General features: G+C 64.2%; 28 protein-coding genes and 1 pseudogene. 20 read left to right on the plus strand and 9 right to left on the minus strand.

Going from position 1 to position 26,893, the window contains the following annotated elements; translation table 11 throughout:
* The first annotated feature begins 10 nt into the window (after positions 1-10).
* The 5 genes from CK226_RS16045 (at position 11) to CK226_RS16070 (ending at position 4,217) form a co-directional block, all read left to right on the plus strand.
* Complete coding sequence (locus tag CK226_RS16045; RefSeq protein ID WP_095792402.1) at positions 11-670, plus strand: recombinase family protein; 660 nt, start codon at positions 11-13, stop codon at positions 668-670.
* A 441-nt stretch (positions 671-1,111) separates the two neighbouring features.
* A complete protein-coding gene (locus tag CK226_RS16050; RefSeq protein WP_245437759.1) occupies positions 1,112-1,951 on the plus strand; it encodes a ParB N-terminal domain-containing protein in 840 nt (279 codons plus the stop codon).
* 86 nt (positions 1,952-2,037) lie between these two features.
* Positions 2,038-2,820, plus strand: a complete 783-nt coding sequence (locus CK226_RS16055) for a hypothetical protein (protein WP_095792404.1) — start codon at positions 2,038-2,040, stop codon at positions 2,818-2,820.
* Between the two features lie 471 nt (positions 2,821-3,291).
* Positions 3,292-3,735, plus strand: a complete 444-nt coding sequence (locus CK226_RS16065) for a hypothetical protein (RefSeq protein WP_095792406.1) — start codon at positions 3,292-3,294, stop codon at positions 3,733-3,735.
* A gap of 44 nt (positions 3,736-3,779) precedes the next feature.
* Positions 3,780-4,217: a hypothetical protein gene (locus CK226_RS16070; protein WP_095792407.1), complete on the plus strand. Its 438-nt coding sequence runs from the start codon at positions 3,780-3,782 to the stop codon at positions 4,215-4,217.
* Here the strand turns inward: CK226_RS16070 and CK226_RS16075 are convergent.
* Complete coding sequence (locus CK226_RS16075) at positions 4,214-4,618, minus strand: BRO family protein (RefSeq protein ID WP_348629089.1); 405 nt, start codon at positions 4,616-4,618, stop codon at positions 4,214-4,216. The genes CK226_RS16070 and CK226_RS16075 overlap by 4 nt on opposite strands.
* Positions 4,619-5,343: 725 nt before the next feature.
* Here CK226_RS16075 and CK226_RS16080 point away from each other — a divergent pair.
* The 4 genes from CK226_RS16080 (at position 5,344) to CK226_RS16095 (ending at position 8,329) form a co-directional block, all read left to right on the plus strand.
* Entirely contained in the window at positions 5,344-5,886 is a 543-nt protein-coding gene (locus CK226_RS16080) for a cytochrome b (RefSeq protein ID WP_095773387.1), read from the plus strand.
* A gap of 117 nt (positions 5,887-6,003) precedes the next feature.
* Complete coding sequence (locus tag CK226_RS16085) at positions 6,004-6,321, plus strand: hypothetical protein (protein WP_245318145.1); 318 nt, start codon at positions 6,004-6,006, stop codon at positions 6,319-6,321.
* Positions 6,321-6,986: a response regulator transcription factor gene (locus CK226_RS16090; protein WP_095773385.1), complete on the plus strand. Its 666-nt coding sequence runs from the start codon at positions 6,321-6,323 to the stop codon at positions 6,984-6,986. Before CK226_RS16085 ends, CK226_RS16090 begins: the two co-directional genes overlap by 1 nt.
* Positions 6,986-8,329 (plus strand): HAMP domain-containing sensor histidine kinase, encoded by a 1,344-nt coding sequence (locus CK226_RS16095; RefSeq protein ID WP_095792409.1) that lies wholly within the window; start codon positions 6,986-6,988, stop codon positions 8,327-8,329. The genes CK226_RS16090 and CK226_RS16095 overlap by 1 nt, the downstream gene beginning before the upstream one ends.
* A gap of 7 nt (positions 8,330-8,336) precedes the next feature.
* Here CK226_RS16095 and CK226_RS16100 read toward each other — a convergent pair whose 3' ends face one another.
* The 3 genes from CK226_RS16100 to CK226_RS16110 are packed head-to-tail and all read right to left on the minus strand — an operon-like array spanning position 8,337 to position 11,428.
* Positions 8,337-9,848: an RnfABCDGE type electron transport complex subunit D gene (locus tag CK226_RS16100; protein WP_095788607.1), complete on the minus strand. Its 1,512-nt coding sequence runs from the start codon at positions 9,846-9,848 to the stop codon at positions 8,337-8,339.
* Positions 9,845-10,561 carry an FAD:protein FMN transferase gene (locus CK226_RS16105; RefSeq protein ID WP_245437761.1) on the minus strand — a complete coding sequence of 239 codons (717 nt, stop codon included), beginning with the start codon at positions 10,559-10,561 and terminating at the stop codon, positions 9,845-9,847. Before CK226_RS16105 ends, CK226_RS16100 begins: the two co-directional genes overlap by 4 nt.
* A gap of 30 nt (positions 10,562-10,591) precedes the next feature.
* Entirely contained in the window at positions 10,592-11,428 is an 837-nt protein-coding gene (locus CK226_RS16110) for an FMN-binding protein (protein ID WP_095792411.1), read from the minus strand.
* A gap of 242 nt (positions 11,429-11,670) precedes the next feature.
* Between CK226_RS16110 and CK226_RS16115 the strand changes: the two genes are divergently transcribed.
* Positions 11,671-13,353: a cyclic nucleotide-binding domain-containing thioredoxin-disulfide reductase gene (locus tag CK226_RS16115; RefSeq protein ID WP_095773380.1), complete on the plus strand. Its 1,683-nt coding sequence runs from the start codon at positions 11,671-11,673 to the stop codon at positions 13,351-13,353.
* Positions 13,354-13,410: 57 nt separating this feature from the next.
* The gene (locus CK226_RS16120) at positions 13,411-13,719 is read left to right on the plus strand and encodes a UBP-type zinc finger domain-containing protein (protein WP_095773379.1); all 309 of its coding nucleotides are present in this window, start codon (positions 13,411-13,413) and stop codon (positions 13,717-13,719) included.
* Between the two features lie 94 nt (positions 13,720-13,813).
* Here the strand turns inward: CK226_RS16120 and CK226_RS16125 are convergent, their stop codons facing one another.
* From CK226_RS16125 to CK226_RS16135, 3 genes and pseudogenes are all read right to left on the minus strand, one after another.
* On the minus strand, positions 13,814-14,191 hold the full coding sequence (locus tag CK226_RS16125; RefSeq protein WP_095773378.1) for a YkvA family protein: 378 nt from the start codon (positions 14,189-14,191) through the stop codon (positions 13,814-13,816).
* A gap of 124 nt (positions 14,192-14,315) precedes the next feature.
* Positions 14,316-14,495, minus strand: coding sequence for a hypothetical protein (locus CK226_RS16130; RefSeq protein WP_179295948.1), 180 nt, complete (start codon positions 14,493-14,495; stop codon positions 14,316-14,318).
* A gap of 47 nt (positions 14,496-14,542) precedes the next feature.
* Positions 14,543-14,740: pseudogene (locus tag CK226_RS16135) on the minus strand (hypothetical protein); the annotation flags it as partial.
* Between the two features lie 110 nt (positions 14,741-14,850).
* On the opposite strand from CK226_RS16135, the gene CK226_RS16140 reads away from it, so the two are divergent.
* Positions 14,851-15,207, plus strand: coding sequence for a hypothetical protein (locus CK226_RS16140; RefSeq protein WP_095792531.1), 357 nt, complete (start codon positions 14,851-14,853; stop codon positions 15,205-15,207).
* Positions 15,208-15,301: 94 nt separating this feature from the next.
* Here CK226_RS16140 and CK226_RS16145 read toward each other — a convergent pair whose 3' ends face one another.
* On the minus strand, positions 15,302-16,816 hold the full coding sequence (locus tag CK226_RS16145) for a winged helix-turn-helix domain-containing protein (RefSeq protein ID WP_179295947.1): 1,515 nt from the start codon (positions 16,814-16,816) through the stop codon (positions 15,302-15,304).
* Between the two features lie 231 nt (positions 16,817-17,047).
* Between CK226_RS16145 and CK226_RS16150 the strand changes: the two genes are divergently transcribed.
* The 8 genes from CK226_RS16150 (at position 17,048) to CK226_RS16190 (ending at position 25,332) form a co-directional block, all read left to right on the plus strand.
* The gene (locus CK226_RS16150; protein ID WP_245318143.1) at positions 17,048-17,290 is read left to right on the plus strand and encodes a DUF1127 domain-containing protein; all 243 of its coding nucleotides are present in this window, start codon (positions 17,048-17,050) and stop codon (positions 17,288-17,290) included.
* Between the two features lie 142 nt (positions 17,291-17,432).
* A complete protein-coding gene (locus CK226_RS16155; protein ID WP_095773373.1) occupies positions 17,433-17,804 on the plus strand; it encodes a hypothetical protein in 372 nt (123 codons plus the stop codon).
* Between the two features lie 111 nt (positions 17,805-17,915).
* Complete coding sequence (locus CK226_RS16160; RefSeq protein WP_095792413.1) at positions 17,916-18,542, plus strand: CDGSH iron-sulfur domain-containing protein; 627 nt, start codon at positions 17,916-17,918, stop codon at positions 18,540-18,542.
* A gap of 58 nt (positions 18,543-18,600) precedes the next feature.
* Entirely contained in the window at positions 18,601-18,903 is a 303-nt protein-coding gene (locus CK226_RS16165; protein ID WP_095773371.1) for a cupredoxin family copper-binding protein, read from the plus strand.
* Positions 18,904-19,079: 176 nt separating this feature from the next.
* Entirely contained in the window at positions 19,080-21,122 is a 2,043-nt protein-coding gene (locus CK226_RS16170) for a hydantoinase/oxoprolinase family protein (protein ID WP_095792414.1), read from the plus strand.
* Between the two features lie 299 nt (positions 21,123-21,421).
* Positions 21,422-23,605 carry a malate synthase G gene (locus CK226_RS16180; RefSeq protein ID WP_095792532.1) on the plus strand — a complete coding sequence of 728 codons (2,184 nt, stop codon included), beginning with the start codon at positions 21,422-21,424 and terminating at the stop codon, positions 23,603-23,605.
* A gap of 378 nt (positions 23,606-23,983) precedes the next feature.
* Entirely contained in the window at positions 23,984-24,574 is a 591-nt protein-coding gene (locus CK226_RS16185) for a DUF308 domain-containing protein (protein WP_095792415.1), read from the plus strand.
* Positions 24,575-24,702: 128 nt separating this feature from the next.
* Positions 24,703-25,332 carry a TetR/AcrR family transcriptional regulator gene (locus tag CK226_RS16190; protein WP_095792416.1) on the plus strand — a complete coding sequence of 210 codons (630 nt, stop codon included), beginning with the start codon at positions 24,703-24,705 and terminating at the stop codon, positions 25,330-25,332.
* 16 nt (positions 25,333-25,348) lie between these two features.
* Here CK226_RS16190 and CK226_RS16195 read toward each other — a convergent pair whose 3' ends face one another.
* Positions 25,349-26,881 carry a YifB family Mg chelatase-like AAA ATPase gene (locus CK226_RS16195; RefSeq protein ID WP_095792417.1) on the minus strand — a complete coding sequence of 511 codons (1,533 nt, stop codon included), beginning with the start codon at positions 26,879-26,881 and terminating at the stop codon, positions 25,349-25,351.
* Positions 26,882-26,893 lie beyond the last annotated feature (12 nt).

The raw sequence follows: 26,893 nt of genomic DNA on the forward strand, positions 1-26,893 counted from the left end.
AGGACATGCCATGAAAGTCTTCGGATACATCCGCGTTTCGACCTTCGAACAGGCCAACTCTGGCGAGAGCCTTGAGACCCAGAAGAGGGCAATCGAAGGCTACGCCATGATGAAGGGTTGGACGATTGCGGAGACGTTTACTGAGGCCGGCGTGTCTGGCTCCGTGCCGTTGGCCGAGCGTCCAGAGGGCCAGCGCATGTTGGCCGGGATAGCGTCTGGCGACATCATCATCACGCCCAAGCTCGACCGCATGTTTCGCAATGCGACCGATGCCTTGGTGACCCTTGAGGAATTGAAGGGGTCCAAGGTCGAGTTGCACATGCTGGACCTTGGTGGCGACGTATGCGGGAATGGCATTTCCAAGCTGGTCTTCACGATCCTTTCAGCCGTGGCAGAGAACGAGCGGGACCGTATCAGGGAACGCATCCGCGACGTTAAACGGAGCATGGCCTCCCGTGGTCTCTACAATGGAGGCAAGCGGCCATTCGGGTTCGATGTGGTCGCGGAAGCGGACGACAAGCGGCTGGTGCCTAATGAGGCAGAGCAGGCTGTGATTGCGCGTATGGTGGTCATGCGCAGGGATGGGGCCAGCTTCAACAGGATTGGGCAGGAGGTCGGCATGGACATGAAGACGGTTAGCCGCATCCTCGCGCGGCAGGCGAGCGAATAGGTGGCCCACTAGCTATGTTGGTCGTCCATTAGCGATTGCTGAATAACCTGACGACTAGCACCACGAAGGTGATTTCCCATAACGGACCCACTAGCACTACGAAGGCGATTTCCGTCGATAACCATCCCACTAGCACTACGCAACGCCCTTCACCCAAGCTGCTCCGTGCAGTTCTCCCCTGTTGCGACCGCCTGTTGCCCTGTTTCGCTCCTTCGAGGGTGACGGGATGTGGCGCTTGACGGGGCAGCTTTGGTGAAGTGCGGAGGCTAAGCCGAGCTATCGCGAATGTTCACACGCGTGTCTGCCTATCCGTGTCTTTCCCGGTGGACGACCCCCTGAATGTTTCGAGGTGGACAACCTCCCCAATGCCATCCCCGTATCGTGAGTACGGGGAACGCTTTCAACCAGAAGGAAACAAAACGACGACATGGAGGACGTGACATGAGCGCCGGGGAAACCCTCCGGCAACTGACCGAAGAATTTACAGGCCCCGCCTCAGGCCCGCCCGAGCTACGCCTAGAAGACATCGAGACGGTGCCCGAATTGTTCCAGCCGAGGGGCGGGATTAGCGAGCGGCATGTGTCGGACCTGATCAAGGCTATCAAGGCTGTTGGAGCCCTCGACCCGGTGACCGTGATGGTGGTCGGCAGAGGTATTCCCGATACCTCAGCGGGAGGATCGTCCTCGCAGGCTGCGGGATCGAGGTTCATCCTGATCGATGGGCACCACCGGGTTGAAGCCTATGGGGCAGCCAAGTGGACCCAGCCGGTGCCAGTCACGTATTTCCAAGGGACACCCGAAGAGGCCGTTCTGGTGGCTGGCGAGGCCAATTCCAAGGCCAAGCTGCCGATGGACAACACCGACCGGCAGAACTTCGCTTGGCGGCTGGTGCTGATCGACAGGCACAGCAAGGCCGAGGTGGCCAAGGCGTCGGGTATTTCAGGAAACCAAGTGGCAATCATGAGGCGCGTTAAGCGGACGTTGGGTGAGGACGCGGGCGACCATACGTCATGGTTCAGGGCTCGCCTTGCAGCGAATGGAAAGGACCACGAACGCAACGGAGAAGACGAGCGGGAGCAATGGATGCAACAGGTTGCTGACAGGTACGCCGACGAGTTGACTAAGAAGTTCTCGACCAAGCTGGCACTGAACCCCGAGATCGCCGCCATGGCACTGGCGAGTTACTTCGGGCGGAAGCTGCCGGAGGTCTACGGGTTCCTTAGAGAGCATCTTGGCGAGGACGACAGAAGGGCGATTGAGGTCGATACTGACGAGTTCTGAGGCCCCGCCTGTACAATCACTACGGGGTACATTTTGTACAGGGTGTCCCATGATCGGGGCGCTCTTTCCACATCTCGAAGGAGACAATGAGACCAGATGAGAAAGCGTTGGCCGCGCTACGGTTGCCCGGATGGGACCCGAATGGCCTTCACGACCAATACGTCACCCATGAGGCCGTCACGGCATTCATGGCGCAATACCTCGACCAGCGCCCAGACGGACGACCGCTGTACGAGAAGAGCAGCCCGGTCGAACCATGGACCGGACCACGCAATGCAGCAGGCGAGCAGACCTACTTCCCATCGCTGTGGACCATCCTCGACACCGTGGTCGATCCCAGTGACCTGACCTCTGAGCAGGTCGCGCATCTGGTCATGACCTCGACCGAGAACGAGGGCTACACCCCAGCCGATTGGGAAGAGATGGTCGAGGGCATCAGGCTTGCGGCAAAGGTCCGCCAGGACAAGGACAAGCGAAGCAAGCGGCACAAACTCGACCACGACGACAGAGCCGAGCGAGGGGGGCGGGAACGAGTGACGCTCGACCACATACAAGGCCAGCGGGTGATCCCCGACGAGGCCCTTTCACAGCGCGCCAAGATGCGCCGAACGAAGTCACTGAAGGCAGCACAGGAAAGGAGGAAATTGAGACGAATGACAACCGAGGCGATCATGATCCAGCCGCGCAAAGATGAGTGGCGGGAGATGACGCCATCCGACGTGAAGCAATACCACCAGACCATCGACAAGCTGGTGGCTATGGGAACCCTCGACCCGCTCATGGTCGACGAGGAGACGAACCCCGAGGGGTCGCCGCTGGCGTACCTCTACCGCATGGGCCGAATGACCTCGAAGGGAGATCGAGCGTGACCCCGGATTGGATCAAGCGGCGGGACCACGTTGCGACCTATCCCGCCCGTGAGGCAGCCCTTGACTTAGTCGAATGGATCAAGGCGGACGACTGGGAAAGCGTCTCGGAGCTAGATCGGAGACTGGCCGAGATCGGCATCACATGGACCGAGAGTTTCAATGCGGCTGCCGAGCGATGTTTCGAGGTCTATGGCTATCCCGAACTAGAGGCAGTGGCGGTCGCCCGGCGTGTTGTCGAGGCATTCATGCGGCCCAGCCTACCAACGGCACGTGGACGGGTCACCGGAGGCAGCAGCGGCCTTTCTGGACCGACTACCCAAGCCGGCCTTAGCGCGCGCCCTGAAAGCCCTGTGACGACGACCTACGGGTTCACTCGCCGGGCATAGCACCCACACCAAAACCAAGCCTACCCGCACCCCGAAGCAATGACGCGCCGGGGGCGATCAATCACGACCAATCGAAGGAACCACCATGACCCATTACGACGACAACCCGAACAAGTACCAAACCGACAACACCCTCGTGGCCAAGGCCATGTTCCGGGCACAGGAAGCACAGGCCGACGCTGACAGGGCCAAGCAAGACGCGCTTGCCGCCGAAGCGACAGAACGCGCCAAGCAGGAGGAGATTGACCGTGCCGTCGAACTCTCGATGTCCCGCATGAACCAGCAGCTTCAGGCCCAGCGCATGGGTGTGAAGACCCAAGGAGCGGTCCGGTCTCAGGATGTCGGCTTCGTCCCCCCAATGGCAGAGGTCGAGAAGACCCCGATCAAGGTTCTCGGTGGTATCGAGGTCTCGTTTCAGCAAGCAAAGGACATGGCTGAGGTCGGGCAGATCACGCAGGCCGAGTTCAACAGGGCCGTGGTCGACGGGCTGGCTGCCCGTGGATACGCCGCACCGAAGGGTTTCAAATAGCCGCAGCGACCGAGACGGAGGGGGCGGCCGATAAGGCCGCTTCCTTGTCGACTGCGGATGACAAGACCGACGACGCTGACACCGATGAGGAATTGACCGACGACGACAAGGACGAGAAGCAGCATGCCGAGTTTGTCCGCATGGCCGACCAGAGCCTTGACAGATTTCGAGAGACGCACAGTGAACCTCAACAGCAATTCATCGTGGACGCCTTCGTGGAGACCGGAGAGATACCGACCGGCGAAGCCTTCGGGATCGAGGAGGTTGAGGCGGCTGTGGTCATGGTGGCTTTCGAGCAGCATCTGGACCGCAATGTGCTTCGGCAGCATGGGCTGACGATGGCGACGTACATGGAGCATGTCGACGACGCTGATCTCCCGGCGCTGCGCAGGGCTGCCGCCAAGGGTGAATGGCACGTCTTCCATAGCCACGCCCAAGTCATAGCAGCGGCCCGTAAGGACGGTTCGGCCTACAGCGACTAATCCCTCACGAGGGGTAAATTCTGCCCCCTCCCGATGCATCGCCCCAAGAGGTGCGTCGGGGGCGGGGCCTTCTCCTCCCCGACGACGTACATGCCGTCCTTGCGGATGGCCGCCAGCACCACCTTGGTCACCCAGTCTTGGAACGGTTTGGCCTGCGGCTTATCCGACCGCATGACCAGCTTGTAGAGGCCGCTCTCGGAGATGAGGGTTACCCATGCCATGTTCCCCTCGAACAGAGAGCCGGTAGGCAGACTACCATCTCTCTTCGCCACCACGCGCTTCTCATCGGCGGTGAGGTTTGATTTCAGGTGGTAGCGCAGATTGTCGAGCGTCCAACCCAACGGGGCGCTGACGTCACTCGCCACGAACCACGGGTTGCCGTCGATGGTCACCACGCGGATGGCCGAGGTGTTCAGGCTTTGTGGAAATCGCTCCACTGCCGGGATGAAAATTACTGATTTGATCCGACAGACCGGGTCGCGCTAACCCTGCCGCCGCCACGGCAACGGGCCGGGCAAGCGAGAGAGGGAATGCACCGGAATGCACGTTGAGACGAAGCGCCTCGAACTGGAACTGACCCGCCGCAGCCTGTTCATCAGGGTGACCCTAAAGAGCGGGACGTGGGAGACCTTCAGGGACTGGTCTGGGCAGGGGCTGTCAGCCACATCGTGGACCGTGGCGGCTTGACCGAGGTCCACTGGTAGGCCATTTTAGAGGTCCACCGCAACCCGGACCCCGGAGACGCTTAGACGTCGCAATTCCTTGGAACGTATGGCCTTGCGCCAGATCGACAGATGGTTCGATACTGTTCTGTCACGCCTCTTCTGGGCACCAAATTCCCGTTTCGAACCGTTCGATGGTTCAGAAACCCAAAGAAAAAGCCCGGTTCGTCCGGGCTTTTTCTTTGTCCGGCATATCGGCGTTGTCCGGTGCCCGACTGTCAGCGAACTGACAGGTTCCTCCAGCCAATGTCTCGCCGGGTCGCGATCGTCAATGCCCGGTTCCACAACCGCTCTCGTCGGGCCAACCGTCACGGCCCCCTCGATTGCCGTCGAAGGGACCGACCCGACAAAGCTTTGACATGATCGCGGCTAGTTTAGAAACATTCAAAATTGGACAGCCTTGCATGAATCCTACCTACACAAGCGCACAGAAGGCCATTCATTGGGCCGTGTTTCTGCTGGTTATCGGCCTTTACGGCCTGACTTATGTCGCGGATATCTTTCCACGCAACGACCCCGGCCGGGCACTCGTCTGGTGGTTCCACATCTCGTTCGGGATGCTGCTGTTGGCGCTGGTCGTCATCCGCATTGGCCTGCGCCTGATCTTGGGAACCCCGGGGCTGCCGCGGGACATGTCGGAGCTGGAACGATGGGTGGCCAAGGTCGCGCATCTCGTGCTTTACGGGCTGCTTGTCGCCATTCCGGTTCTTGGCATCCTGGTGACCTGGTACAGGGGCGACGCCTTGAGTTTCTTCGGCCTCTTCACCATCCCGGCTCCGGTCTCCGCGGACAGCGCCACGGCCCGAACCATAAGGGAATTGCACAGCCTCTGCGCCAATCTGATCCTGATCGTTGCCGGTCTGCACGCGGCGGCTGCGCTCTGGCATCACTATATCCGCGGGGACGACGTGCTCAAGCGTATGCTGCCGGGGACAACTGGCCCCTGATTGCAAGGCAACGTCGGCGGGCGATGCCCTTTGCCGTGTTTGCGGACCAGGAGACAAGGCCAGGTGACGAGCCGGATTGAAACACAAGGTCTGCTGCATGGCCCTCGGATGAAACCGATGCTGAAACATCTGGCGACGGCGAGCCTGGTCGGGCTTGTCCTGCTTCGACCGGTCCACGCCCGCGCGGACGAGGATGACGATGGCGATCACGACCGGGCGCGGGACCTTTACGAGCGTGGCGAAATAAAGGGCCTGGCCAATATCCTTGGCGTGGTTCACGCCGATGCACCCGGCGACATCGTGGCCGTCGATTTCATCCGGATCGGCGACCGCTGGGTCTATCGCTTCCAGGTCGTCGCCCCTGACGGACGCCGCAGGATCGTTGATGTCGATGCCGGCGCCGGCGTGCTGATGCGCGGCAGGGGCGGTGACTGATGAAGATACTGCTTGCCGAAGACGAGCCGCGCATCGCCAGCGACATCGCGGCGGTGCTCAAGGCCGCGGGGATGGCCGTCGATACCGTGCGCGACGGAGAGGCCGCCTGGTTCGCGGGCGACGTCGAGAATTACGACGCGGCGATCCTCGATCTCGGATTGCCGAAACTCGATGGCCTGACCGTGCTGAAGCGCTGGCGGGCCAACACGCGCCGCTTTCCCGTCCTGATCCTGACGGCGCGGGGCCTCTGGACCGAGCGCGTCGAAGGCATCAATGCGGGCGCCGACGACTACCTGCCCAAGCCGTTCGAAATGGACGAACTGCTGGCGCGGCTGCGCGCGATCCTTCGCCGTTCGACAGGCCAGGCGGCGCCGGTGCTGAAATCCGGACCGCTGCTCCTCGACACGCGCCAGATGCGCATCTCGCTGCGCGGCGTTGCCGTCGCATTGTCGCCGCTGGAATACCGGCTGATGGCGTTCCTGATGCATCATGCCGGGCGCGTGGTGGCGCCGACCGAACTCGCCGAGCATCTCTACGATTCCGGCAATGATCGCGATCCGAACACAATCGAGGTCATTGTCGCGCGCCTGCGCCGCAAGCTCGGCAACGACGTCATCGAGACTCGGCGCGGGTTCGGATATTTCGTCCCCGACGAGCCGTCCTGATGGGCAATTCGATCCGCTTCAGGCTCTGGTCGGCGGCCACCATTTCGATCCTCGTCGCCCTTGCCATTGCCGGGGTCGGGCTGCGCTATCTGTTCGAGCTGAATGTCGAGAGGCGTATCGTCGGCGAACTGACCGCCGATCTCAATGAACTGATCGGCGCGACCAGCTTCGCGGCCAACGGCCAGCTTTCGGTCGCCCCGGGCCTGACCGACCCGCGCTTCACCAATCCGCTGTCGGGTCATTACTGGCAGGTGGAAGACCTGGCCAGCCATAGCCTGGTGCGCTCGCGTTCGTTATGGGACGCAAAGCTTGCATTGCCCGACCAGGGCGCCAGCGGCGAACTGAGAACGATCGAGGAGCTCAAGGGGCCTGGCGACGAACTCACCGTAGCCGTCGTGCGCACCATAACCGATGCCGACGGCCGGTCGTTTCGCGCCATCGTGGCGGAAGATCATGGCAGCGTCACAGTGTCGGTGCGCGAATATGTACGCGATCTCATCCCGGCGCTCATCCTGCTCGCCGCCGCCCTCATGGCGGCCTTCTTCGTCCAGATCACCGTTGGCCTCGCGCCGCTGGAAAGCCTGCGGGACGCCGTTCGAAACGTGATCGCGCAGCGGACGGCACGACTGGACGTGGCGGCGCCGAGCGAGGTGCAGCCGCTCGCCGACGAAATCAACCGCCTCCTCGATGCGCAGGAGAAGGCCCTTGCACGCGCCCGGTCGCGCGCCACCGACCTGGCGCATGGCCTGAAGACGCCACTGCAGGTGCTGTCGGCCGACATCCGGGCCCTGCGCGGCAAGGGCGAGACCGAGCTGGCCGACGAGATCGAGAAGAGCGCTGGAGCGATCCGACGTCATGTCGAGCGCGAACTCGCGCGCGCCCGTCTGGCGCCCGGCGTTTCCGGCAAGGCATCGTGCCGCGTCAGGGAAGCCGCGGCCGGCGTCATCGCCGTCATCAAGCGCACGCCGGGCGGCAAGCAGCTCTCGTTCCGGATCGACGCCGCGGAGGATTTCATGGCGCCGGTCGACGAGGGCGACCTTTCGGAAATCCTCGGCAATCTGGTCGAGAACGCGGCGCGCTTCGCAAGATCCTCCGTCCGGGTCAAGGCGTGGGCAACCGGCGGCGAGGTGTCCATCGCCGTCGCCGACGACGGCCCGGGTATCCCCGACGCGGACCGGGAATCCGCCCTGTCACGCGGGGTGCAGTTGGACAGCAAGGGCGGCAGCAGCGGGCTGGGCCTGGCCATCGTCGCGGACATTGTCGAAGCCTATGGCGGACGGCTGACGATGAGCAACGCCGACCCCGGCCTGGTCGTGACCATCACCCTGCCCCGGCAAGGTTGATCGACGCTCAGGCAAAGCCGGGGAAATAGTCGACCTTTATCTTCGAGCGGCGAACACCCATGCCCAGCAGCGTGTCGCGCAGCGCCTTGACCATGGCCTGGGGGCCGGAAATGTAGAAGGTCCGCTCCAGATAGTCGGGGATGGCCAGGCGCACCAGGCGCGCGTCGATATAGCCGGGATACTGGCCCCGCTCGGCCCCCCGGGCCACGGCAAGCACCGTCCTTATGCCCAGTTCCCGTCTCGCCGCGCCGAGCACATCGCGATAGGCGATGTCCTGCTGGGTCTCGGCCCCGTAGAGGACGACGATCGGCCGCCTTTCACGGCTGTCGATGAGATATTGCAGCATCGAGCGGAATGGCGTGATGCCGATGCCGCCGGCCAGGAAGGCAACCTTGGTTTGGCGATTGGCCGGCAATGTGAAGTCGCCGGCCAGTTGGGAGGCATGGATCGTGCTCCCCGGCTTCATTGTGCCCAGCATTTGCTTGAAGGCGCTCGATTGCGGGTAGAACTTGACCCCGAGCCGTATGGATTGCTCCGTGGGCGCCGACGCCACCGTGAAATAGCGGCGGTTGCCGCGACTGTCCGATCGGTCGAGCCCAAGTGTCCATTCCAGATACTGTCCAGCCTGGAAGGCAAGCTTTCGCGGTGACCTGAAGATGAAATCATAGCTGTCGACCGCCGATTGCTCGATGCGCTCGAGCGTCAACACGAAGCGTCCCCTTGGGCTCACCGCGTAGGCAAACAGATTGCCGGTCAGAAGCGCCAGTTCCGGCGTGAAATAGAACGAGCCGACATGGATGTTTGGCGCGAACAGGAAGCCGACGATGGCGGCGAAGGCGATGCGCGGCCACCGTGTGGTCGGCGCGGTCAGCGGCTCGGTCAGCATCACGAAGGCGAAGAACAGCAGCGGCGACGAGCCCAGCGTCTCCGTCAGCGCGGCGGCGTACTGCGACGGCTCGGTGGTTGCCAGGATTGTCGTCAGCGCGACGACACCGAAGGTGGCGACCAGATCGAGCCGGCGCAGCTTGCGCACCATGAGGAGGCCGCCGACAAGCACGACGGGAAGCAATGGCAGATTGCCGCCGACCCACCAGCTGGCCGGCTGGTCGAGCAGCAGCGCGGTCAGCGCCACGCCCAGCGCTGCGGGATTGAACAGGTGTTTCCCGCCGATGGCGAGGATGAACTTGGATGAAATCGCCCAGACGCAGGCGAACACCACCGCGCATATCCCCTTGAGGTCCGTGGCGGCCACCGGATCGAGGATGAGCGCCAGGATGAGGGCGGTGATGTAGACGGACTCGGTGTTGGCCGGAACCTTGAAGACGGCCGCAAAAACCCTGTTGGTGACCCAGCAGGCAGCCAGCATCAGCCCCGTCGTGAAGGAGAGCATGACCGGATCATGCGGCACCAGCTTGAGGAAGCCGAGCACGACGGCCGTGCCCAGCAGGGCGATCAGGTAATAGAGGACCAGCCGGTACATGGTCTGATGGTCGAGAAGCCGGTCGATGGTCTTGATCATGGCTGGCAAAAAGCTCCGAAGCCGCTCGTCGGCGTGGCCCGACGGTTGCTGTCGACGACGTAGCCTTCGAGGCCAGGCGCCTGTTCGAGGAAGAGAATGCCCCGCCGGCCCATGGCGAAGGCGGCGGTGGCGAAACGGTCGGCCTCGAGCACATCCGAGCCGATGACGGTCAGGCTGACGATTTCGGTGATCGGATCGCCGGCCCCGAGCGGATTGTAGATGTGCTGCCCGCGCACATAGGTGCCGGAGGTGGCGACGCCGTGTCCTCGCGGATAGACGATCTTGATGATCTCTTCGGCATTGAAGGGATTGCGGATGCCGACGCTCCAGTCGAGACCCGAAGCATTTCGGCCGCAGGACTGGATGTCGCCGCCCGCCTCGATGAAGAAATCGCCGACGCCGGCCCGGCGAACGATCCCGGCGGCATTGCGGATGGCCCAGCCCTTGACGATGCCGGACGGGTCCAGCGATCCGTCTGGCTTGCGGATGTCGAAATACCCGTCCGTCTGGTTTTTCGTCTGTGCGGCAAGCGCCATCACTTCCGTCATTTCGGCGCTCCAGTCGCGGATCGGAAGATCACCCCGGTTGATGGTCGAAATCTCGCTGTCGGTCCGGTAGGTGCTGAAGCGGCGGTCGATGTGCTCGAAATAATCGAAGACCGTGTCGACAAGTGTCGCGCCCGAGGCACCGGCGATGTCGACGGTGATGGGCATGCCCATCAAGATCCTCGTATCGCGCATGGATCAGGACGATGCCTTCTTCAATGCGCCGCCAAGCGACTGGATGAAGGCCCTGCTGGTCAGCGTGGCGCCCGAAATGATGTCGACATCGGCGCTCTGCGCACGGATCGCCTCGTCACGCAGCATCGGCAGCGCCTGCCTGTTGATGCTGATCGAGGTGCGGCGGTCATTCGGGTATTTCAGCACCTTGAGCGCCGTGAGGCGGCCGCCCTGGATGGAAGCCTGAATCTGGATAAGGCCGTAATAGGCATCGGCGGCAGGACCGGTGTAGGTACCGTCGGCAAAGCCGTGCCCCGCCGGCTTGGTGCCCGGGCTTACAGCCAGCTTCATGGCGGCCTTGAAGACCCGGGCGTGTGCTTGCGGATAATCCGGTCTCGGCTGGGGAATCGGGATATAGACGGCCGGGGTTATGGTGAAGGACGCCGTCCGCGGCGCGGCATCGGCGACAGTTTGAGCTGACGCCTGTTCTGGCTGGGCTGCGGGCGCTTGGGAAAGCTGCGGAGAGCTGGCTGAGAGCGGCGGCTTGGTCGCCTGCTGCTGCTTTGGCGCGGGCGCGGAGATCGCGGCGGTGGTTTTGCCGCCGACCGATGTCGGCGTGGTCGCGGGAGGATCGAGCCGCGCACTCTGCTGGCGGATCCCGGGCGATGGCGGTGGAGGCGCTGGAGTGGGATCAGTTTGAACGGGGCTGGCCGGAGCAGGGGGCTGCGCCACACTGTCCTCGGCGGCATTGGCGGAACCCGCCGTGTCGATCATGTCGCCGGCAGGACCCTTGCCTGCCTGGTCCCAGACATAGGCGCCCGAAGACGCGATCACGAAAAGCGACAGGGCAATCTGTTTCATTGGCTCGTCTCACCTTCAATCCCGTGCCGGCGAATCGACTTCGCGGCAATTCGGAAACAATGTCTCACGATCCAGCTGACAATTGGCTGTCAGGCGCGGACACCGTCGACAGCACCGATCCTTGAACCTCCAGTCGTCATCCCGGCACGAATGGGACGACGGCCGTCAACCAAACCTGCCCTCGCGGCTAGGCGCCGAACAAACCACTTCAAACCGGGTCGCGGCTTCGCTACGCTTGCGGCATGTCTCAATCCAGCACTGCAATCTTCGGCGCCCGGCGCGACCAGGCATTTCCCACGCTGAGCGAGGCGGACATCGACCACATGCGCCGTTTCGGCGAGGCCAGCGCCTATGCGGCCGGCGAGCACATCATCAAGGCTGGCGATGTCGCGCCCGGCCTGATCGTCGTGCTGTCGGGCAAGGTTGATATCATCCAGGATGGTCTTGGCCGGCGCGAGACGATCGTCAGCCATGGCCCGGGCAGTTTCGTCGGCGAGCTGGCGCAGCTTTCGGCCCGTCCCTCATTGGTCAATGCCGAGGCCGCCGAGCCGGTCGAGGCCTTCGTCATTCCCTCGCGGCGGGTGCGCGACCTGATGGTGCAGGAGGCCAATCTCGGCGAGCGCATCATGCGGGCGCTGATCCTGCGCCGCGTCGGGCTCCTGGAAAGCGCCACCAGCGGGCCGATCATCATCGGACCGCTCGGCAATGTCGACGTGCTGCGGCTGCAGGGCTTCCTGGCCCGCAGCGGCCAGCCGCACCGCGTGCTCGATTCCGGCAGCGATCCGTGCGCCAAAACCCTGGTCGAGCGTTTCGATGTCGATCCGCACCATTTGCCTGTCGTGTTGTGCCCGAACGGCAGGCTGCTGATGAATCCGAGCGAGAAAGACCTCGCCCGCTGCATCGGCCTGCTCAGGCCGATCGATGCCGATACGCTGTATGATGTCGCCATTGTCGGCGCCGGGCCGGCGGGGCTGGCGGCGGCGGTCTATGCGGCCTCCGAAGGGCTGTCGACCATCGTGCTCGATTGCCGGGCCTTCGGCGGGCAGGCTGGCGCCTCTTCGCGCATCGAGAACTATCTCGGCTTCCCCACCGGCATCACCGGCATGGCGCTGATGGCGCGCGCCTACAACCAGGCGCAGAAATTCGGCGTCGAAATGGTGATCCCGGACGAGGCGAAGCTGTTGAGCGCGGCGACCGACAATTCGGGCGCCGGCTACCTGCTCGATGTCGGCGACGGCGAAACGGTGCGCACGCGCAGCGTGGTGATCGCCAGCGGCGCGCGCTATCGCCGCCTCGACGTCGCCAATTTGTCGCAGTTCGAGGGCACGTCCGTGCACTATTGGGCCTCGCCGATCGAAGGCCGGCTTTGCGCCGGGCAGGAGGTCGCGCTGGTCGGCGCCGGCAATTCGGCCGGGCAGGCGGCGGTCTATCTGGCCAGCCATGCGCGCAAGGTGGCGCTGCTGGCGCGCGGCGGCAGCCTCGATGCCTCGATGTCGCGTTACCTGGTCGAGCGCATCAAGGCGCAGCCGAACATCGAGGTGCTGACCGAGACCGAAATCGAGGCGCTGGAGGGCGAGGAGGGCAATCTTGCCACTGTCCGCTGGCGCAACCGCGTCAGCGGCGAAGAGACGACACGCCCGATCCGCCACCTTTTCCTGTTCATCGGCGCCGACCCGAACACCGACTGGCTGGCGCAATGCAATGTGGCGCTGGATGCCAAGGGCTTCATCCGCACCGGATCGGAACTCGGACCGCAACATGGCCTGATGGAAACCAGCCGCAGCGGCGTATTTGCCATCGGCGATGTGCGTTGCGGCTCGGTCAAGCGCGTCGCGGCCGCCGTCGGCGAGGGCGCCCAGGTGGTCGCCGCCTTGCATGCCTATCTCGCGCGGGACGGCAGCCCGCCGTCACGCCTCAAAGCATGATCCCGAAAAGTCGGTTTTCGGAAAAGCTTCAACGAAGAGACAGTTCAGGAGAGAGTGATGGCGGACGAATGCAGGCATGCGGCCGGGATCAAGGATGTGACGCCGAGCGCGCTCGGCTGCGAGGAATGCCTGAAGAGCGGCTCGTGGTGGGTGCATCTGCGGCTCTGCCGCACCTGCGGCCATGTCGGCTGCTGCGACGACTCGCCCAACCGCCACGCAACCAAACATTTTCACGCCACCAGCCATCCCGTCATCGAGGGCTACGATCCGCCGGAAGGCTGGGGCTGGTGCTATGTCGACGAGGTCTTTCTCGACCTTGGCGACCGCACGACGCCGCAGAACGGTCCGATCCCGCGCTTTTATTGAGGCGCCGTGCCACGCAGCCGGGCCGGGCGCTGCTCAAGGACGCGTTCGCGAACGCGATCGGGCTGTTTCCAGGCGACGGGACTCGGCTTCAGGATCAGCCTACGAAGTACCGATACCCCAGCCATCCCGCCAGCGCCACCGAAGCAACCCAGATACAGGCGATGATCAGCGCCGCGCCGCGGCTCACCGGCCTGTCGACGGCAAGGGCGGCGGCCTGCCTGTGTTCTGCCATGACCTCGGTCGGTATCATCTTGACCACGACAAGGATGCCCAAGGGCACCAGGATCGCATCGTCGAGGTATCCAACCACGGGGATGAAATCGGGAATCAGGTCGATTGGTGACAAGGCGTAGCCCGCGACGCACACGGCAAGCGCCTTGGCGTACCACGGCGTTCGCGGATCGCGCGCGGCAAGGTAGAGCGCATGCACGTCGCGCTTGATCGCCCGGGCCCATTCGCTCAATGTTGCCATTGGATGACCTTAGCGCCAAAGGATGACGCGCCCAATAGCGCACGCTGAGCGCCTCGCAGGATGGTTGGCGGCCCTAGACATGCACGTCCGCCCAACACGGGTTCGCGGCCGGCTGTTGTGCCGCCTATCGCACCGATCCGGTGACCGTCCGGTCGACATCGGGAACGGATCTGCGTTCGTTGCCGGCAAGCGCGGCTATGAGCAGCAGGCTGGCCACCACCGGAACGAACAGGACGGCGACACGAGCCTGTATATGAAGAATGGCGCGCCATTCGTTGCTGCGCTTGTCGGGGCTGTCGCTCATCATACTCACTTTGCCATGGACCCCAGGGGTCACATAGAGGCGAACTGTTAAGCAACTCCTTCCGACTTCGTTAACGGGGCTGCAAGCGCGAAATCAGCTGAGCCCGATGCGCCTTGCCGGGACAGCGCCTCGGCGTCCGCATCGAAGCGGAACGTGCCGATGAAATCGTCGGCGCGGTAGTCCGGCAATGTCCTGCGGATCGCGGCGGCAAAGCCGCGCGCCTCGTCGAGCCGGCTGGCCAGCGCGGCTGGGCGGCAGATCGCGGCGGAAGGTCCTTCCGTGAAATAGTTCCAAAAGCCAGCGACAGGCATGGGCGGCCATGCGATTCTGCGGCGGTGATTCGGGAGGTCCGACCGTGACGCTGTTTCGTGTGGCCGTGCTCGCGGCGCTGGTCTGCGCCAATTCGGCCGAGGCCGCCGACATGGCCTTCTTCGTCAAGAACCTGCGCAAGGAAGCGGTTGCGGTCGAACTGTTCAGCCGCGACCGCGAGACGGTCTGGCCGGGCAACGGCAAGGTGTTCCTGATCGACCCGACCTCCCAGAAATCGGTGCCGCTGTCCTGCAATCAGGGTGAGCGCATCTGCTATGGTGCCTGGGTCGACGGCAATGACAAGATCTCGGCCGGCGTCGGGCCTGACAACGACCAGCCTTGCGACATCTGCTGCTTCATCTGCGTGGAACACACGACCGAGACGATCGATCTGGTGCCGTGATTGGCCGGGGCATCACCAGGGCAATTCCAGGAAATTGTGAAACGGTCTCCGTCCGGAAACGCTCTGGAGCAATTCCAAGAAAAGTGTGAGCGCTTTAGGGAAGACCGGCCTTGCGAAAACCATCGACGAAATGATCGCGCATCGCGGTATCGCGGAATGGCTCCGTCCAGACCCAGTAGCTGGTCGTGAAATGCGGGTTGCCGATGAGGAATAATTCGACTTCTGCGCGCGCCTCGTCGAGCCGGCCGAGTTGCGCCAGGCTCGCCGCCAGGAAGCGGCGTGAGCTCGTCCGGTAGGTCTCTTCCCGACGCAAGGTCTCGACGGCGGCTTCGTAGTCGCGCGCCGCATATTGCGCCTCGCCGAGCGTCAGATAGTACCAGCTTGCCGGATAGGGATTGAGCCGGAACGCCTTGCGGATATGCTCGAGGCCTTCCTCGACCTTTCCGGCCAGCACCGCGATGTCGGACAAGGTCGCCCAGGCGTCGGCCTCGTTCGGGTCGAGTTCGAACGCTTTGGCGAATTCGGCATCCGACTCTTCGAAACTGTGCTCATAGGCGAGCAGATTGCCGAGCACCCAACGGCAGCCGGCATCGTTGGGATCGATCGCCACCGCCTTGCGCGCCAGGTCCAGGGCGATGCGACGGTTGGGTTCGACCGGCTCGCCCCAATGCACCCATCCCATCCAGTGGTTCATGGCAAGCCAGCGATGGGCCTCGGCGTAGTCCGGATCGAGGGACACCGCGCGCGTCAGCAACAGATGCGCTTCCCGTGCCGTCTGCGGTGATTCGTCGATCAGCTTGCGCGCCCGCACGCACAGATCGTAGGCCTCGAGATTTGTCGGCCGGTTGCGTGGCGGTGGCGCCCGCAGCCGTCCGAGCAGCGCCTCCACGATCTTGGCCGTGGCCTCGTCCTGAACGGCAAAGATATCGTCCAGGCCGCGATCGAAGCGTTCGGCCCACAAATGCTCGCCGCTTATCGCGTCGACCAGCTGGGCGTTGATACGCACGCGCCCCGCGGCGCGTCTGGCGCTGCCTTCCAGGAGGTAGCGCACGCCAAGTTCCTCGGCGATCGCGCGCACGTCCATCGCCTTGCCCTTGTAGGCAAAGGTCGAGTTGCGCGCGATGACGAACAGGCCCGGGGCCCTGGACAGGTCGGTGATCAAATCTTCGGTCAACCCGTCGGCGAAGGCCTCCTGCTCGGGGTCGTTGCTGAGATTGACGAAAGGCAGCACCGCTATCGATGGTTTGTCCGGCAGCGGCAAGGGTTTTCGCTTCACGCGATCAAGCTGTTCGATGGCGCCCGTGAAGCGGTAGCCGACGCGCGGAACCGTCGATATCCATTCGCCGCCATCGGCGGGCGAACCAAGCAGCTTGCGCAACTGCGCGATCTGGACGGTGAGGTTGCCTTCCTCGACCGCCGTCCCCGGCCACGCCGCGTCCATCAGCTCGGCTTTCTCAAGGATTTCGCCGGGCCGTCCGACGAGCGCGGCAAGCAATTTCAGCCCGCGATAGCCGACGGCAACGGGATCGTCGTTCCGAAGCAGCGTTCCCGCACCCGGATCAAGCACGAACGGACCAAAGGCAAAGCGCGATCCCTGCATAGGGCGCATCTATAGAGCAATTCCGGGAAAAGTGTGAGGCGGTTTCACCGGGAAAAAAGCGCGCCGCCCTCCCCCAGGGAATGACGCCAAAACAACGCGTTAGGGCCTGTTTGGAACTTTTGAGAACTATTTGGCAGGGCTTAATTACGGCGCCCTCCATATCCTGCAGAATTCAACCTCGTTCAGATCGAAGGCCGCCCATTCTCAAGCCTGTGGGCGCCAAACCATATGGAGGTTGTCATGACCAATATTCTTGCATCGGCTCCCCATCGGGCAGTGCGGCGGGGAATGGGGCAGGCATCGCGCCGGCGCTACAGCCTTGCCACCCTGCGCAACACCATCGCGGCCTGGCGTCAACAGACACGCTTTCGCTGGGATCTCAAGCGGATCTCGGAAGTCAACCCGCATCTGATCGACGATATCGGCCTGACCAGACGGCAGGTCGATGAAGAGATCGCCAAGCTGCCTTTCTGGCAACGATAGGCGAAGGGCGCAATGGCGCCGGTTCGTCGTTTAACTCCTGCGATTATTTCAGGGATCGTCGTCATCCCCCTTTAGCACCGGCCCCCGTCATGGCATGATGACCCCATCGGCCGTGGGGGCCGATTCTTCATCGGGGGTTTCCATGTCTTTCATACCAGCGCGCCGGCTTGCCGCCGCGTTTTCTCTCGCCATCCTGTTTGCACCAGCCGCCCATGCCGGCGACGTCACCTTCGCCGTCAAGAACAGCCATCCCAACGCCATGCGCCTCGAGCTCTACAGCCAGGACCGCGACTATGTCTGGCCGGGCAACGGCAAGGACTTCTATCTCGATGACGGCGAGACCAAGTCGCTGCCGATCTCCTGCAACGAGGGCGAATCGATCTGCTACGGCGCCTGGGTCGATGGCGACGAGGGCACCTATTGGGGCGTCGGCCCCGGCAACAAGGAAAAATGCGAGGATTGCTGCTACACCTGCAGCGGCGGCGAGACCGAGGAGATCAATCTCGTCCCCTGACCGGTTTGCCAGCTTGACGGTTTTCCCCATGGGAGCCATAGCCTGTGCCGATACCCAAAGCGCGCCGCGTCTGTTCAGCCGCGACGCGGCCCAGGCAAGAGGAGCACGGCAATGGCAGGCACGGTCGAGGGTGAGAAGATCGACGTCGGCTTTGCCGGCAAGCGCTGCATCCACTCGCGCAATTGCGTGCTCGGCGACCCGCATGTCTTCGAGCCTAACGCGCCGGGACAATGGATTCATCCCGAGGCGGCCAGTGTCGAGAAGATCGTCGCCATAGCCGAAAGCTGTCCGTCCGGCGCCATCACCTATGTCAGGAAGGATGGCGGGCCGCAGGAACAGCCGCCGGTGGTCAACACCGTGCGGCTGCGCGAAAACGGCCCGCTCGCCGTGCATGCCGAGATCGTGCTCGACGGTGAAACCTTCTATCGCGCCACGCTGTGCCGCTGCGGCGCGTCGGAAAACAAGCCGTTCTGCGACGGCAGCCACAGCAAGGCTGGCTTCACCGCCACCGGCGAACCGGCGCTGAAGGACGCGCCGGCGCTAGAAGCGCGCAATGGCCCGCTGAAAGTGACGCCGACCACCAACGGCCCGCTCAAGCTCGAAGGCAATGTCGAGATCGTCACCGGCACCGGCCACACGATCGACCGCACGCAACGCACCTTCCTCTGCCGCTGCGGCCATTCGGCCAACAAGCCGTTTTGTGACAATACGCATAAGAAGATCGGCTTCGTGGGATAAAAGGCCGTTCGCCAGCGTTAGTGCAGGATGAGGGTTCGCGTTCAGGAGGAAATCCATCATGCGCACCATGCTCGTTCTTGCTCTGCTTGCCTTTGCCATGCCCGCCTATGCCGCCAATCATGCGGTCCAGATCAAGGGCATGAAATTTAACCCGGCGAAAATCTCGGCCGCCGTTGGCGATACCATCACTTTCACCAATGCCGACCCGATGACGCACACCGCCACGGCGCTCGACGGCTCCTTCGACACGGGCCACCTCGCCACCGGCAAGAGCGCCAAGGTCAAGGTATCGGCTGCCGGCGCACATCCATTCCATTGTGCGATCCACAGCTCGATGAAGGGCATTGTCACAGCCAAATAGCGGCATCCTCGCCAGAGGGTCCCTGGCGCTGTGGTCAAGGCCGCCGATCTCCTCCCAGGGGGAGATCGAGGCTCCTATTGCGGTCATCGCGTGTTGGCCCAGCGCTCGTGGCTTTATCGGCCGGCCGCGATAGGCTAAGGGCGGGGAAGCAAAATTCCCCACCGCCCGGACTGCCAATGACCGCCAAGACCAAGCCAAAACCCCTGTTCCTCGGCATCGACACCGGCGGCACCTATACCGATGCCGTGCTGTGGTCCGAGACCGAAGGCCCGCAGCAGGAGCCGAACAAGGGCAAGGTGCTGGCCAAGGCCAAGGCGCTGACCACCAGGCATGATCTCGCCGTTGGTATTTCCGGCGCGGTCGACGCGGTGCTCGAAAAGGCCGGCACCGATCCGGCCGCGATCAAACTGGTCTCGATGTCGACGACGCTTGCCACCAATGCGCTGGTCGAGGGCCAGGGTGGTCGCGTCGCGCTCGTCATGATCGGCTTTTCCGAAGCCGACCTCGCCCGCGACGGGCTGAAGACGGCGCTCGGCACCGATCCGGTGGTGTTTTGCCCGGGCGGCCACGATGTCCACGGCAATGCCGCCAAGCTTGATCTGTCAGGGCTGGAAGAGGCCTTGCCGGAACTCGGCGCCTCGGTGTCCGGCTTTGCCGTCTGTGCCTATTTCGCCACCCGCAACCCGGCGCACGAGATCGCCGCCCGCGAGCTGATCCGCGACAGAACCGGCCTGCCGGTCACCGCGAGCCATGAACTGTCGGCCAAGCTCGGCGGCCCGCGCCGGGCGCTGACCACGCTGCTCAACGCCAGGCTGATTTCGATGATCGACCGGCTGGTGGCCGCGACCGAAGGGTTTTTGCAAGCCCGCGACATCGCCGCCCCGCTGATGGTGGTGCGCGGCGACGGCGCGCTGGTCTCGGCGGCGTTCGCCCGCCAGCGGCCGATCGAGACCATTTTGTCCGGTCCGGCTGCCAGTCTGGTGGGCGCCCGCCACATGACCGGGCTCGACAACGCCGTGGTCTCCGACATTGGCGGCACCACCACCGATGTCGCCGTGCTCGACAAGGGCCGGCCGCGCCTGGATCCCGAAGGCGCCACCGTCGGCGGCTTCCGCACCATGGTCGAGGCGGTCGCCATGCGCACCTTCGGCCTTGGCGGCGATTCCGAAGTGGCGCTGGAGGACGGCGCGCTCAATCCAAAGATCCTGCTTGGGCCGCGCCGCCTGGTGCCGCTGGCGCTGGCTGGCATGGCGCATGGCGAGGCCGTCAAATCGGAGCTCGAACGCCAGCTGCGTTCGCCCAATCCCGGCCGCATGGACGGCCGCTTCGCGGTTCGCACCGGCGTGCCGGACAGGCTTGCCGCCGGGCTGACCGCTCCGGAAGCGCGGCTTTACGAGGCGATCGGCGCGACCCCGCTGGCCCTCGACAGGCTGCTGACGTCGAATGCCCAGAACGCCACCTTGAACCGGCTGGTCTCGCGCGGCCTGGTGCATATCTCAGGCTTCACCCCCTCGGACGCGGCGCATGTGATGGGTAAACAGGCCAATTGGGATGCCGCCACCGCGCGCCTCGGCGCCGAGCTGTTCGCCCGCAAGCGCGACGGCCGCGGCCAGCCTATTGCCGGGTCGCCGGAGATAATCTCGGAGCGCGTGCTGGTGACGCTGACGCGCTGGTCGGCCGAATACATCCTCGAAACCGCCTTCGCCGAGGACGGGCTCGATGGCGCGGCGACAGTGGCACACGCGCTCGTGCAGCGTGCCGTCGATGCCCATCCCGGCATCGCCCGGCTGAGCGTCGCGCTCGACCGCCCTGTCATCGGCCTCGGCGCCTCGGCGCCGCTGCACTATGCCGGCCTGGCGCCCCTGGTCGGCAATGACTGCGTGGTGCCCGAGGACACCGATGTCGCCAACGCGCTTGGCGCCGTCGTCGGCCAGGTCAGGGTCTCGGCCGAGGCGCGGGTCAGCCAGCCAAGGGAAGGGCTGTTCCGGCTTGCCTCGGGTGAGACGGTGCGTGATTTCCTCGACGAGGCGGCGGCGATCGCGGCCGCCGAGGCCGATGTGCGGGCCATCGTCGCCGGGCGCGCCCGGGACGCCGGCACCGACAATGCCGAGATCGACGTCGCGACCGAATTCAAGGTTTCCACGGTGGAAGCCCAGCGCATGTTCATCGAAGCGCATGTGGTGGCGGTGGCCTCGGGACGGCCAAGGATCGCCGTGTGAGGATGAGAGCGATCTCCCCCCTTGTGGGGGAGATGGCCGGCAGGCCAGAGGGGGGCGCTGTCCCGCCGACCTATCTGTGGTTTTCAATCAAGCCTTTTGGCCCGGTCTCAAATCGATCACAGGGTAAAGGTTGCGATCCTTCACGCCCCCCTCTGCCCTGCCGGGCATCTCCCCCACAAGGAGGGAGATCGGCTGCTTCGCCAACCTTGCCTAAACGTCCCCTTCACCTTAAGCCGAATTGACCCTGTAGACCTGACATGCCAAAGGCGCGCCCGAGCCTTTCGTCTGGAGACAAACTGATGACCGATCGCATCGAGATCGCCGGATTGCGGATTGCCCGCGAGCTGCATGATTTTGTGGCTGGCGAGGCCCTGCCCGGCACCGGCATCGCCGCCGATGCGTTCTGGAACGGTTTTTCGGCCATCGTCCACGACCTGGCGCCCAAGAACCGGGCGCTGCTCAAAAAACGCGACGCCATGCAGGAAAAGCTCGACGGCTGGTATCGCGACAATGGCGCGCCCGTCGACATGGAGGCTTACAGGGGCTTCCTGAAAGAGATCGGTTATCTCGTTCCCGAGGGGCCGGCCTTCAGCGTGTCGACGGAGAATGTCGATCCGGAAATCGCCGTCGTCGCCGGACCGCAGCTGGTCGTGCCGGTGATGAATGCGCGCTATGCGCTCAATGCTGCCAATGCGCGCTGGGGTTCGCTCTACGATGCGCTCTATGGCACCGATGCCATTCCCGAGACCGGCGGCGCCGAAAAGGGCAAGGGCTTCAATCCGGCGCGCGGCGCCAAAGTCATCGCCTGGGCCAAGGATTTCCTCGACCAGTCGGCGCCGCTCACCTCGGGCAAATGGGCCGGCGTCAACGGGCTGTCGTTTGTCAACGGCATGCTGCGGCTGGGCGAGGGTGCCGGTGTCACGACACTCGCCGATCCCAAGCAATTCGCCGGCTTCCGCGGCGACGCCGCCAACCCCGATGCCGTGTTGCTGGCCAGGAACGGCCTGCACATCGAGATCGTCATCGACCGCGCCAACCAGATCGGCCGCACCGATCCGGCGGGCATTGCCGACGTCATCCTGGAATCGGCGCTGACCACCATCCAGGACTGCGAGGATTCGGTCGCGGCGGTGGATGCGCAGGACAAGGTCGTCGTCTACCGCAACTGGCTCGGCCTGATGAAGGGCGACCTCGCCGAGGAGATCAGCAAGGGCGGCAAGACGTTTGTCCGCAAGCTCAACCCCGACCGCGCCTACACCGCGCCGGCCGGGGGCCAGCTCACCGTGCCCGGCCGCTCGCTGATGCTGGTCAGGAATGTCGGCCACCTGATGACCAATCCGGCGATCCTGGACCGCGACGGCAACGAAGTGCCCGAAGGCATCATGGACGCCGCGCTGACGGCGCTGATCGCGCTGCACGATGTCGGGCCGAAAGGCCGCCACGCCAATTCCCGCGCCGGCTCGATGTATGTCGTGAAGCCCAAGATGCATGGGCCGGAGGAAGTCGCCTTCGCCGTCGAGATCTTCGACCGGGTCGAGGCGCTGCTCGGCATGGCGAAAAACACCATCAAGATGGGCATCATGGATGAGGAGCGGCGCACCACCGTTAACCTCAAGGAGGCGATCCGCGCCGCGCGGGAACGCGTGGTGTTCATCAACACCGGCTTCCTCGACCGCACCGGCGACGAGATCCACACCTCGATGGAAGCCGGCCCGATGATCCGCAAGGGCGACATGAAGCAGGCCGCCTGGATCTCCGCCTACGAGGCGTGGAATGTCGACACCGGGCTCGAATGCGGGCTGGCCGGCCATGCCCAGATCGGCAAGGGCATGTGGGCGATGCCGGATTTGATGGCGGCGATGCTGGAACAGAAGATCGCGCATCCCAAGGCCGGCGCCAATACCGCCTGGGTGCCGTCGCCGACGGCCGCGACGCTGCATGCCACGCACTATCACAAGGTCGACGTGCACGCCGTGCAGGCGGCGCTGAAGAACCGGCCGAAGGCCAGGCTCGACGACATCTTGTCCGTGCCGGTGGCCGTGCGGCCGAACTGGACGCCGGACGAAATCCAGCGCGAACTCGACAACAATGCGCAAGGTATTCTGGGCTATGTCGTGCGCTGGATCGACCAGGGCGTCGGCTGCTCGAAGGTGCCCGACATCAACGATGTCGGGCTGATGGAAGACCGCGCCACGCTGCGCATCTCATCGCAGCACATCGCCAACTGGCTGCGCCACAAAGTGTGCTCGGAGATCCAGGTGCGCGATTCCCTGCAGCGCATGGCGGCCATCGTCGACCGCCAGAATGTCGGCGATCCGCTCTACCGGCCGATGGCGCCGGATTTCGACACGTCCATCGCCTTCCAGGCCGCCTGCGACCTGGTGTTCAAGGGCACCAGCCAGCCCAACGGCTATACCGAGCCGGTGCTGCACGCGCGGCGGCTGGAACTGAAGGCGAAGCAGGATCAAGCGGATTTGCGTTGAAACGGCCTGACGCAACGGGTCGACCAAGTATCGTCGGTCCGCGCTGCCCCTCAATTGCCCTGCCGGGCATTTCTCCCGTAGTGACACCGTAGTGACGGGGAGAAAGACGCTTCTATCGCCGATTCGCCAATCATCAATGTCGCAAGAAGAGCGCCGAGGGCGCAGCAGCTCCCTTCTCCCCGTCACTATACGGGGAGAAGGTGCCGGCAGGCGGATGAGGGGCGGCGCTACAATTGGTTGGACAGCGAACTGGCGCCACGAGATCGAGCGCCGATCACACAAATGCGATGTCGAGGTGACCGGCAATCGTTTCCAGGCGCCTTGACGGTCACTGGGCTACCTACTAGTTGGTAGGAAGTGAAACGAGAGATCCCCACCATGTCTGGACAAATGAATGATCAGAGCCGCGCCGCGACATCGAACGGCTGGCTCAAAAGCTATTATTATCTGCGGTTTGCCGTATCGGCGGCCTGGGTTGCGGTGGCTTTCACCGTCGCGAAAAGCAGCCCGCCGCTCGCCGCCGCCATGCTGGTTGCCTACCCTGCATGGGACGCGCTCGCGAATTACATCGACGCCCAGCGTACCGGCGGGCTCGGCCGCAACAAGTCGCAGTTGCTGAACTTCGCCGTCAGCATCCTCGCCACGATTGCCGTCGCCATCGCGCTCGGTCACAGCATGAACGCGGTGCTTTCGGTCTACGGCGTCTGGGCCGTTGTCTCCGGCGTATTTCAGCTCCTGACCGCGGCGCGGCGCTGGAAAACCAACGGTGCGCAATGGCCGATGATCCTGAGCGGCGCCCAATCGGCGCTGGCGGGTCTCTTCTTCGTCAAGATGGCCGGCGGCACGGAGATCATTGGCATCGCCAATGTCGCGCCCTATGCCGCGTTCGGCGCCTTCTACTTCCTCGTGTCCGCTCTATGGCTGTCGGTCAGCGACATCCTTCGCAAGTCACCGCGGGTCGCAAGCTAGAGCGATTCCAGGAAGTGTAAGCGCTTTCCCTTGGGAATTGCGTCAAAACAAGAGTTAGAGCGGTTCGCCGGTTTCCATGAAACGGCGAACCGCTCTAAGTGCAGAGGAGCCCTCCGCCGGAGCAAGTCATGAGCAAGCCTTCGAACACCGCCGATGAGATCCTGGCCGCCGCGCGAAGCTTCATCGTCGCCGGCGGCTACAATGGCTTCAGCTACGCCGATATCGCCGAGGTGGTTGGCATCCGCAAAGCCAGCATCCATCACCATTTCCCCAGCAAGGTCGACCTCGTGCAGACCCTTCTCAAGCGTTACCTCGAGGATGCCGTCACGGGCATGGCAGGGCTCGAGCGCGATGTCCCCGAGCCGCCGGAGTTGCTTCGCACCTATGCCGGTATCTGGGCCCGGTGCATCGAGGATGCGAGCATGCCGTTCTGCGTCTGCGCACTGCTTGCCAGCGAGCTGCCGGCCCTTCCACCGGAGCTTGCCGTTGAAGTCCGGGCGTATTTTCAGTTTCTCTCGGGATGGCTGACTGGCGTCATCGAGCGCGGTGCCGACAAAGGCACGCTGGCAATTTCCGCTTCGCCACGCGTTGAGGCCGAGGCCTTCATGGCGACCGTGCATGGCGCAATGCTTTCCGCGCGAGCCTATGGCGATGTCTTGACCTTCGGCATGATCCTGACGCCGACGCTGCAGAAGTTGATCCCCGACCGAATGATCCGGGCAAAGACGGATCGGCCCGGAGCAACGGACCTGGCGTAGCTGCGGATGCCTTCGCCTACGCCGCCTGCGCCACGCGCTCCGAACTCATGCGATAGGAGATCGCCTCGGCCAGATGGATGCGGCCAACGATTTCGCTGGCGTCGAGATCGGCCAGCGTGCGCGCCACTTTCAGCACGCGGTGGTAGGCCCGGGCCGAAAAGGCGAGCTTTTCGCTGGCGTCCTTGAGCAGCGACAGGCCTGACGCGTCGGGCATGGCGATCTCCTCGATGACGGAGGGCGCGCAATGGGCGTTGGTGGTGGCGCTGGTCACGCCGAGCCGTTCGAAACGCTCGCGCTGCAAGGTGCGGGCGCGTGCCACGCGCAGCGCCACATCAGCACTCTTCTCCGCCCGGTCCGGCCTTATCAGGTCGCTGGCCGAGACCGCAGGCACTTCGATCCGCAGGTCGATGCGGTCGAGCAGCGGACCGGAAATGCGTGCCTGATAATCAGTGCGGCAGCGCTCGCCGCGCAGGCAGCGATAGCCCGGCTCGCCGGCCATGCCGCAGCGGCACGGGTTCATCGCCGCCACCAGCTGGATGCGCGCCGGATAGGTGACGCGGTGGTTGGCGCGCGCGATCATGCAGTCGCCGGTCTCCAGCGGCTGGCGCAGCGCATCCAGCGTCTGCGGCGTGAATTCGGGGAACTCGTCGAGGAACAGCACGCCGTGATGGGCGAGCGACACTTCGCCAGGTCGTGCGCGCAACCCGCCGCCGACCATCGCCGCCATCGAGGCTGAATGGTGCGGCGCGCGGAACGGCCGCCGGTCGGTCAGCTTGCCTTCGCCGAGCTCGCCTGCCACCGAGGCGATCATCGAGACTTCGAGCAATTCCTTCGGCATCAGGGGCGGCAGGATCGACGGCAGCCGCTGCGCCAGCATCGATTTTCCCGAGCCCGGCGGGCCGACCATCAGAAGATTATGGCCGCCGGCCGCCGCCACTTCCAGCGCCCGCTTGGCCGTCTCCTGGCCCTTGATGTCGGCGAGGTCGGGCAGGTCGCGCGCCGCGGCGTGGATGCCGGCCTCCGGCCGCGACAGCACCTGCGTGCCGCGGAAATGATTGGCGATGGCGATCAGGCTGCGCGGCGCCAGAATGTCGAAATCCTTGCCGGCCCACGCCGCTTCCGGCCCGCAGGCGAACGGACAGATCAGGCCCTTGCCCTCGGCATTGGCGCCGATCGCCGCCGGCAAGGCACCGGCGACGGCGGCAATGGTGCCGTCGAGCGACAATTCGCCAAGCACGACATAACCGGCCAGCATGTCGCCCGGAATGGCGCCAAGCGCGGCCATCAGGCCAAGCGCGATCGGCAAATCGTAGTGGCTGCCTTCCTTGGGCAGGTCGGCCGGCGCCAGATTGACCGTCACCTTCTTCGACGGCATCGACAGGCCCGACGCATGGAGCGCGGCCTGCACCCGCTCGCGGCTTTCGGCCACCGCCTTGTCGGGGAGCCCGACGATCTGCATGCCGACCTTGCCGGGCGCGATCATCACCTGCACGTCGACCGGCACGGCCTCGATGCCCTGGAAAGCGACCGTGCGAACCCGCGCCACCATTTTCCCACCCCG

This window comes from Mesorhizobium sp. WSM4311 (genome assembly GCF_002295115.1).
Classification (GTDB): Bacteria; Pseudomonadota; Alphaproteobacteria; order Rhizobiales; family Rhizobiaceae; genus Mesorhizobium.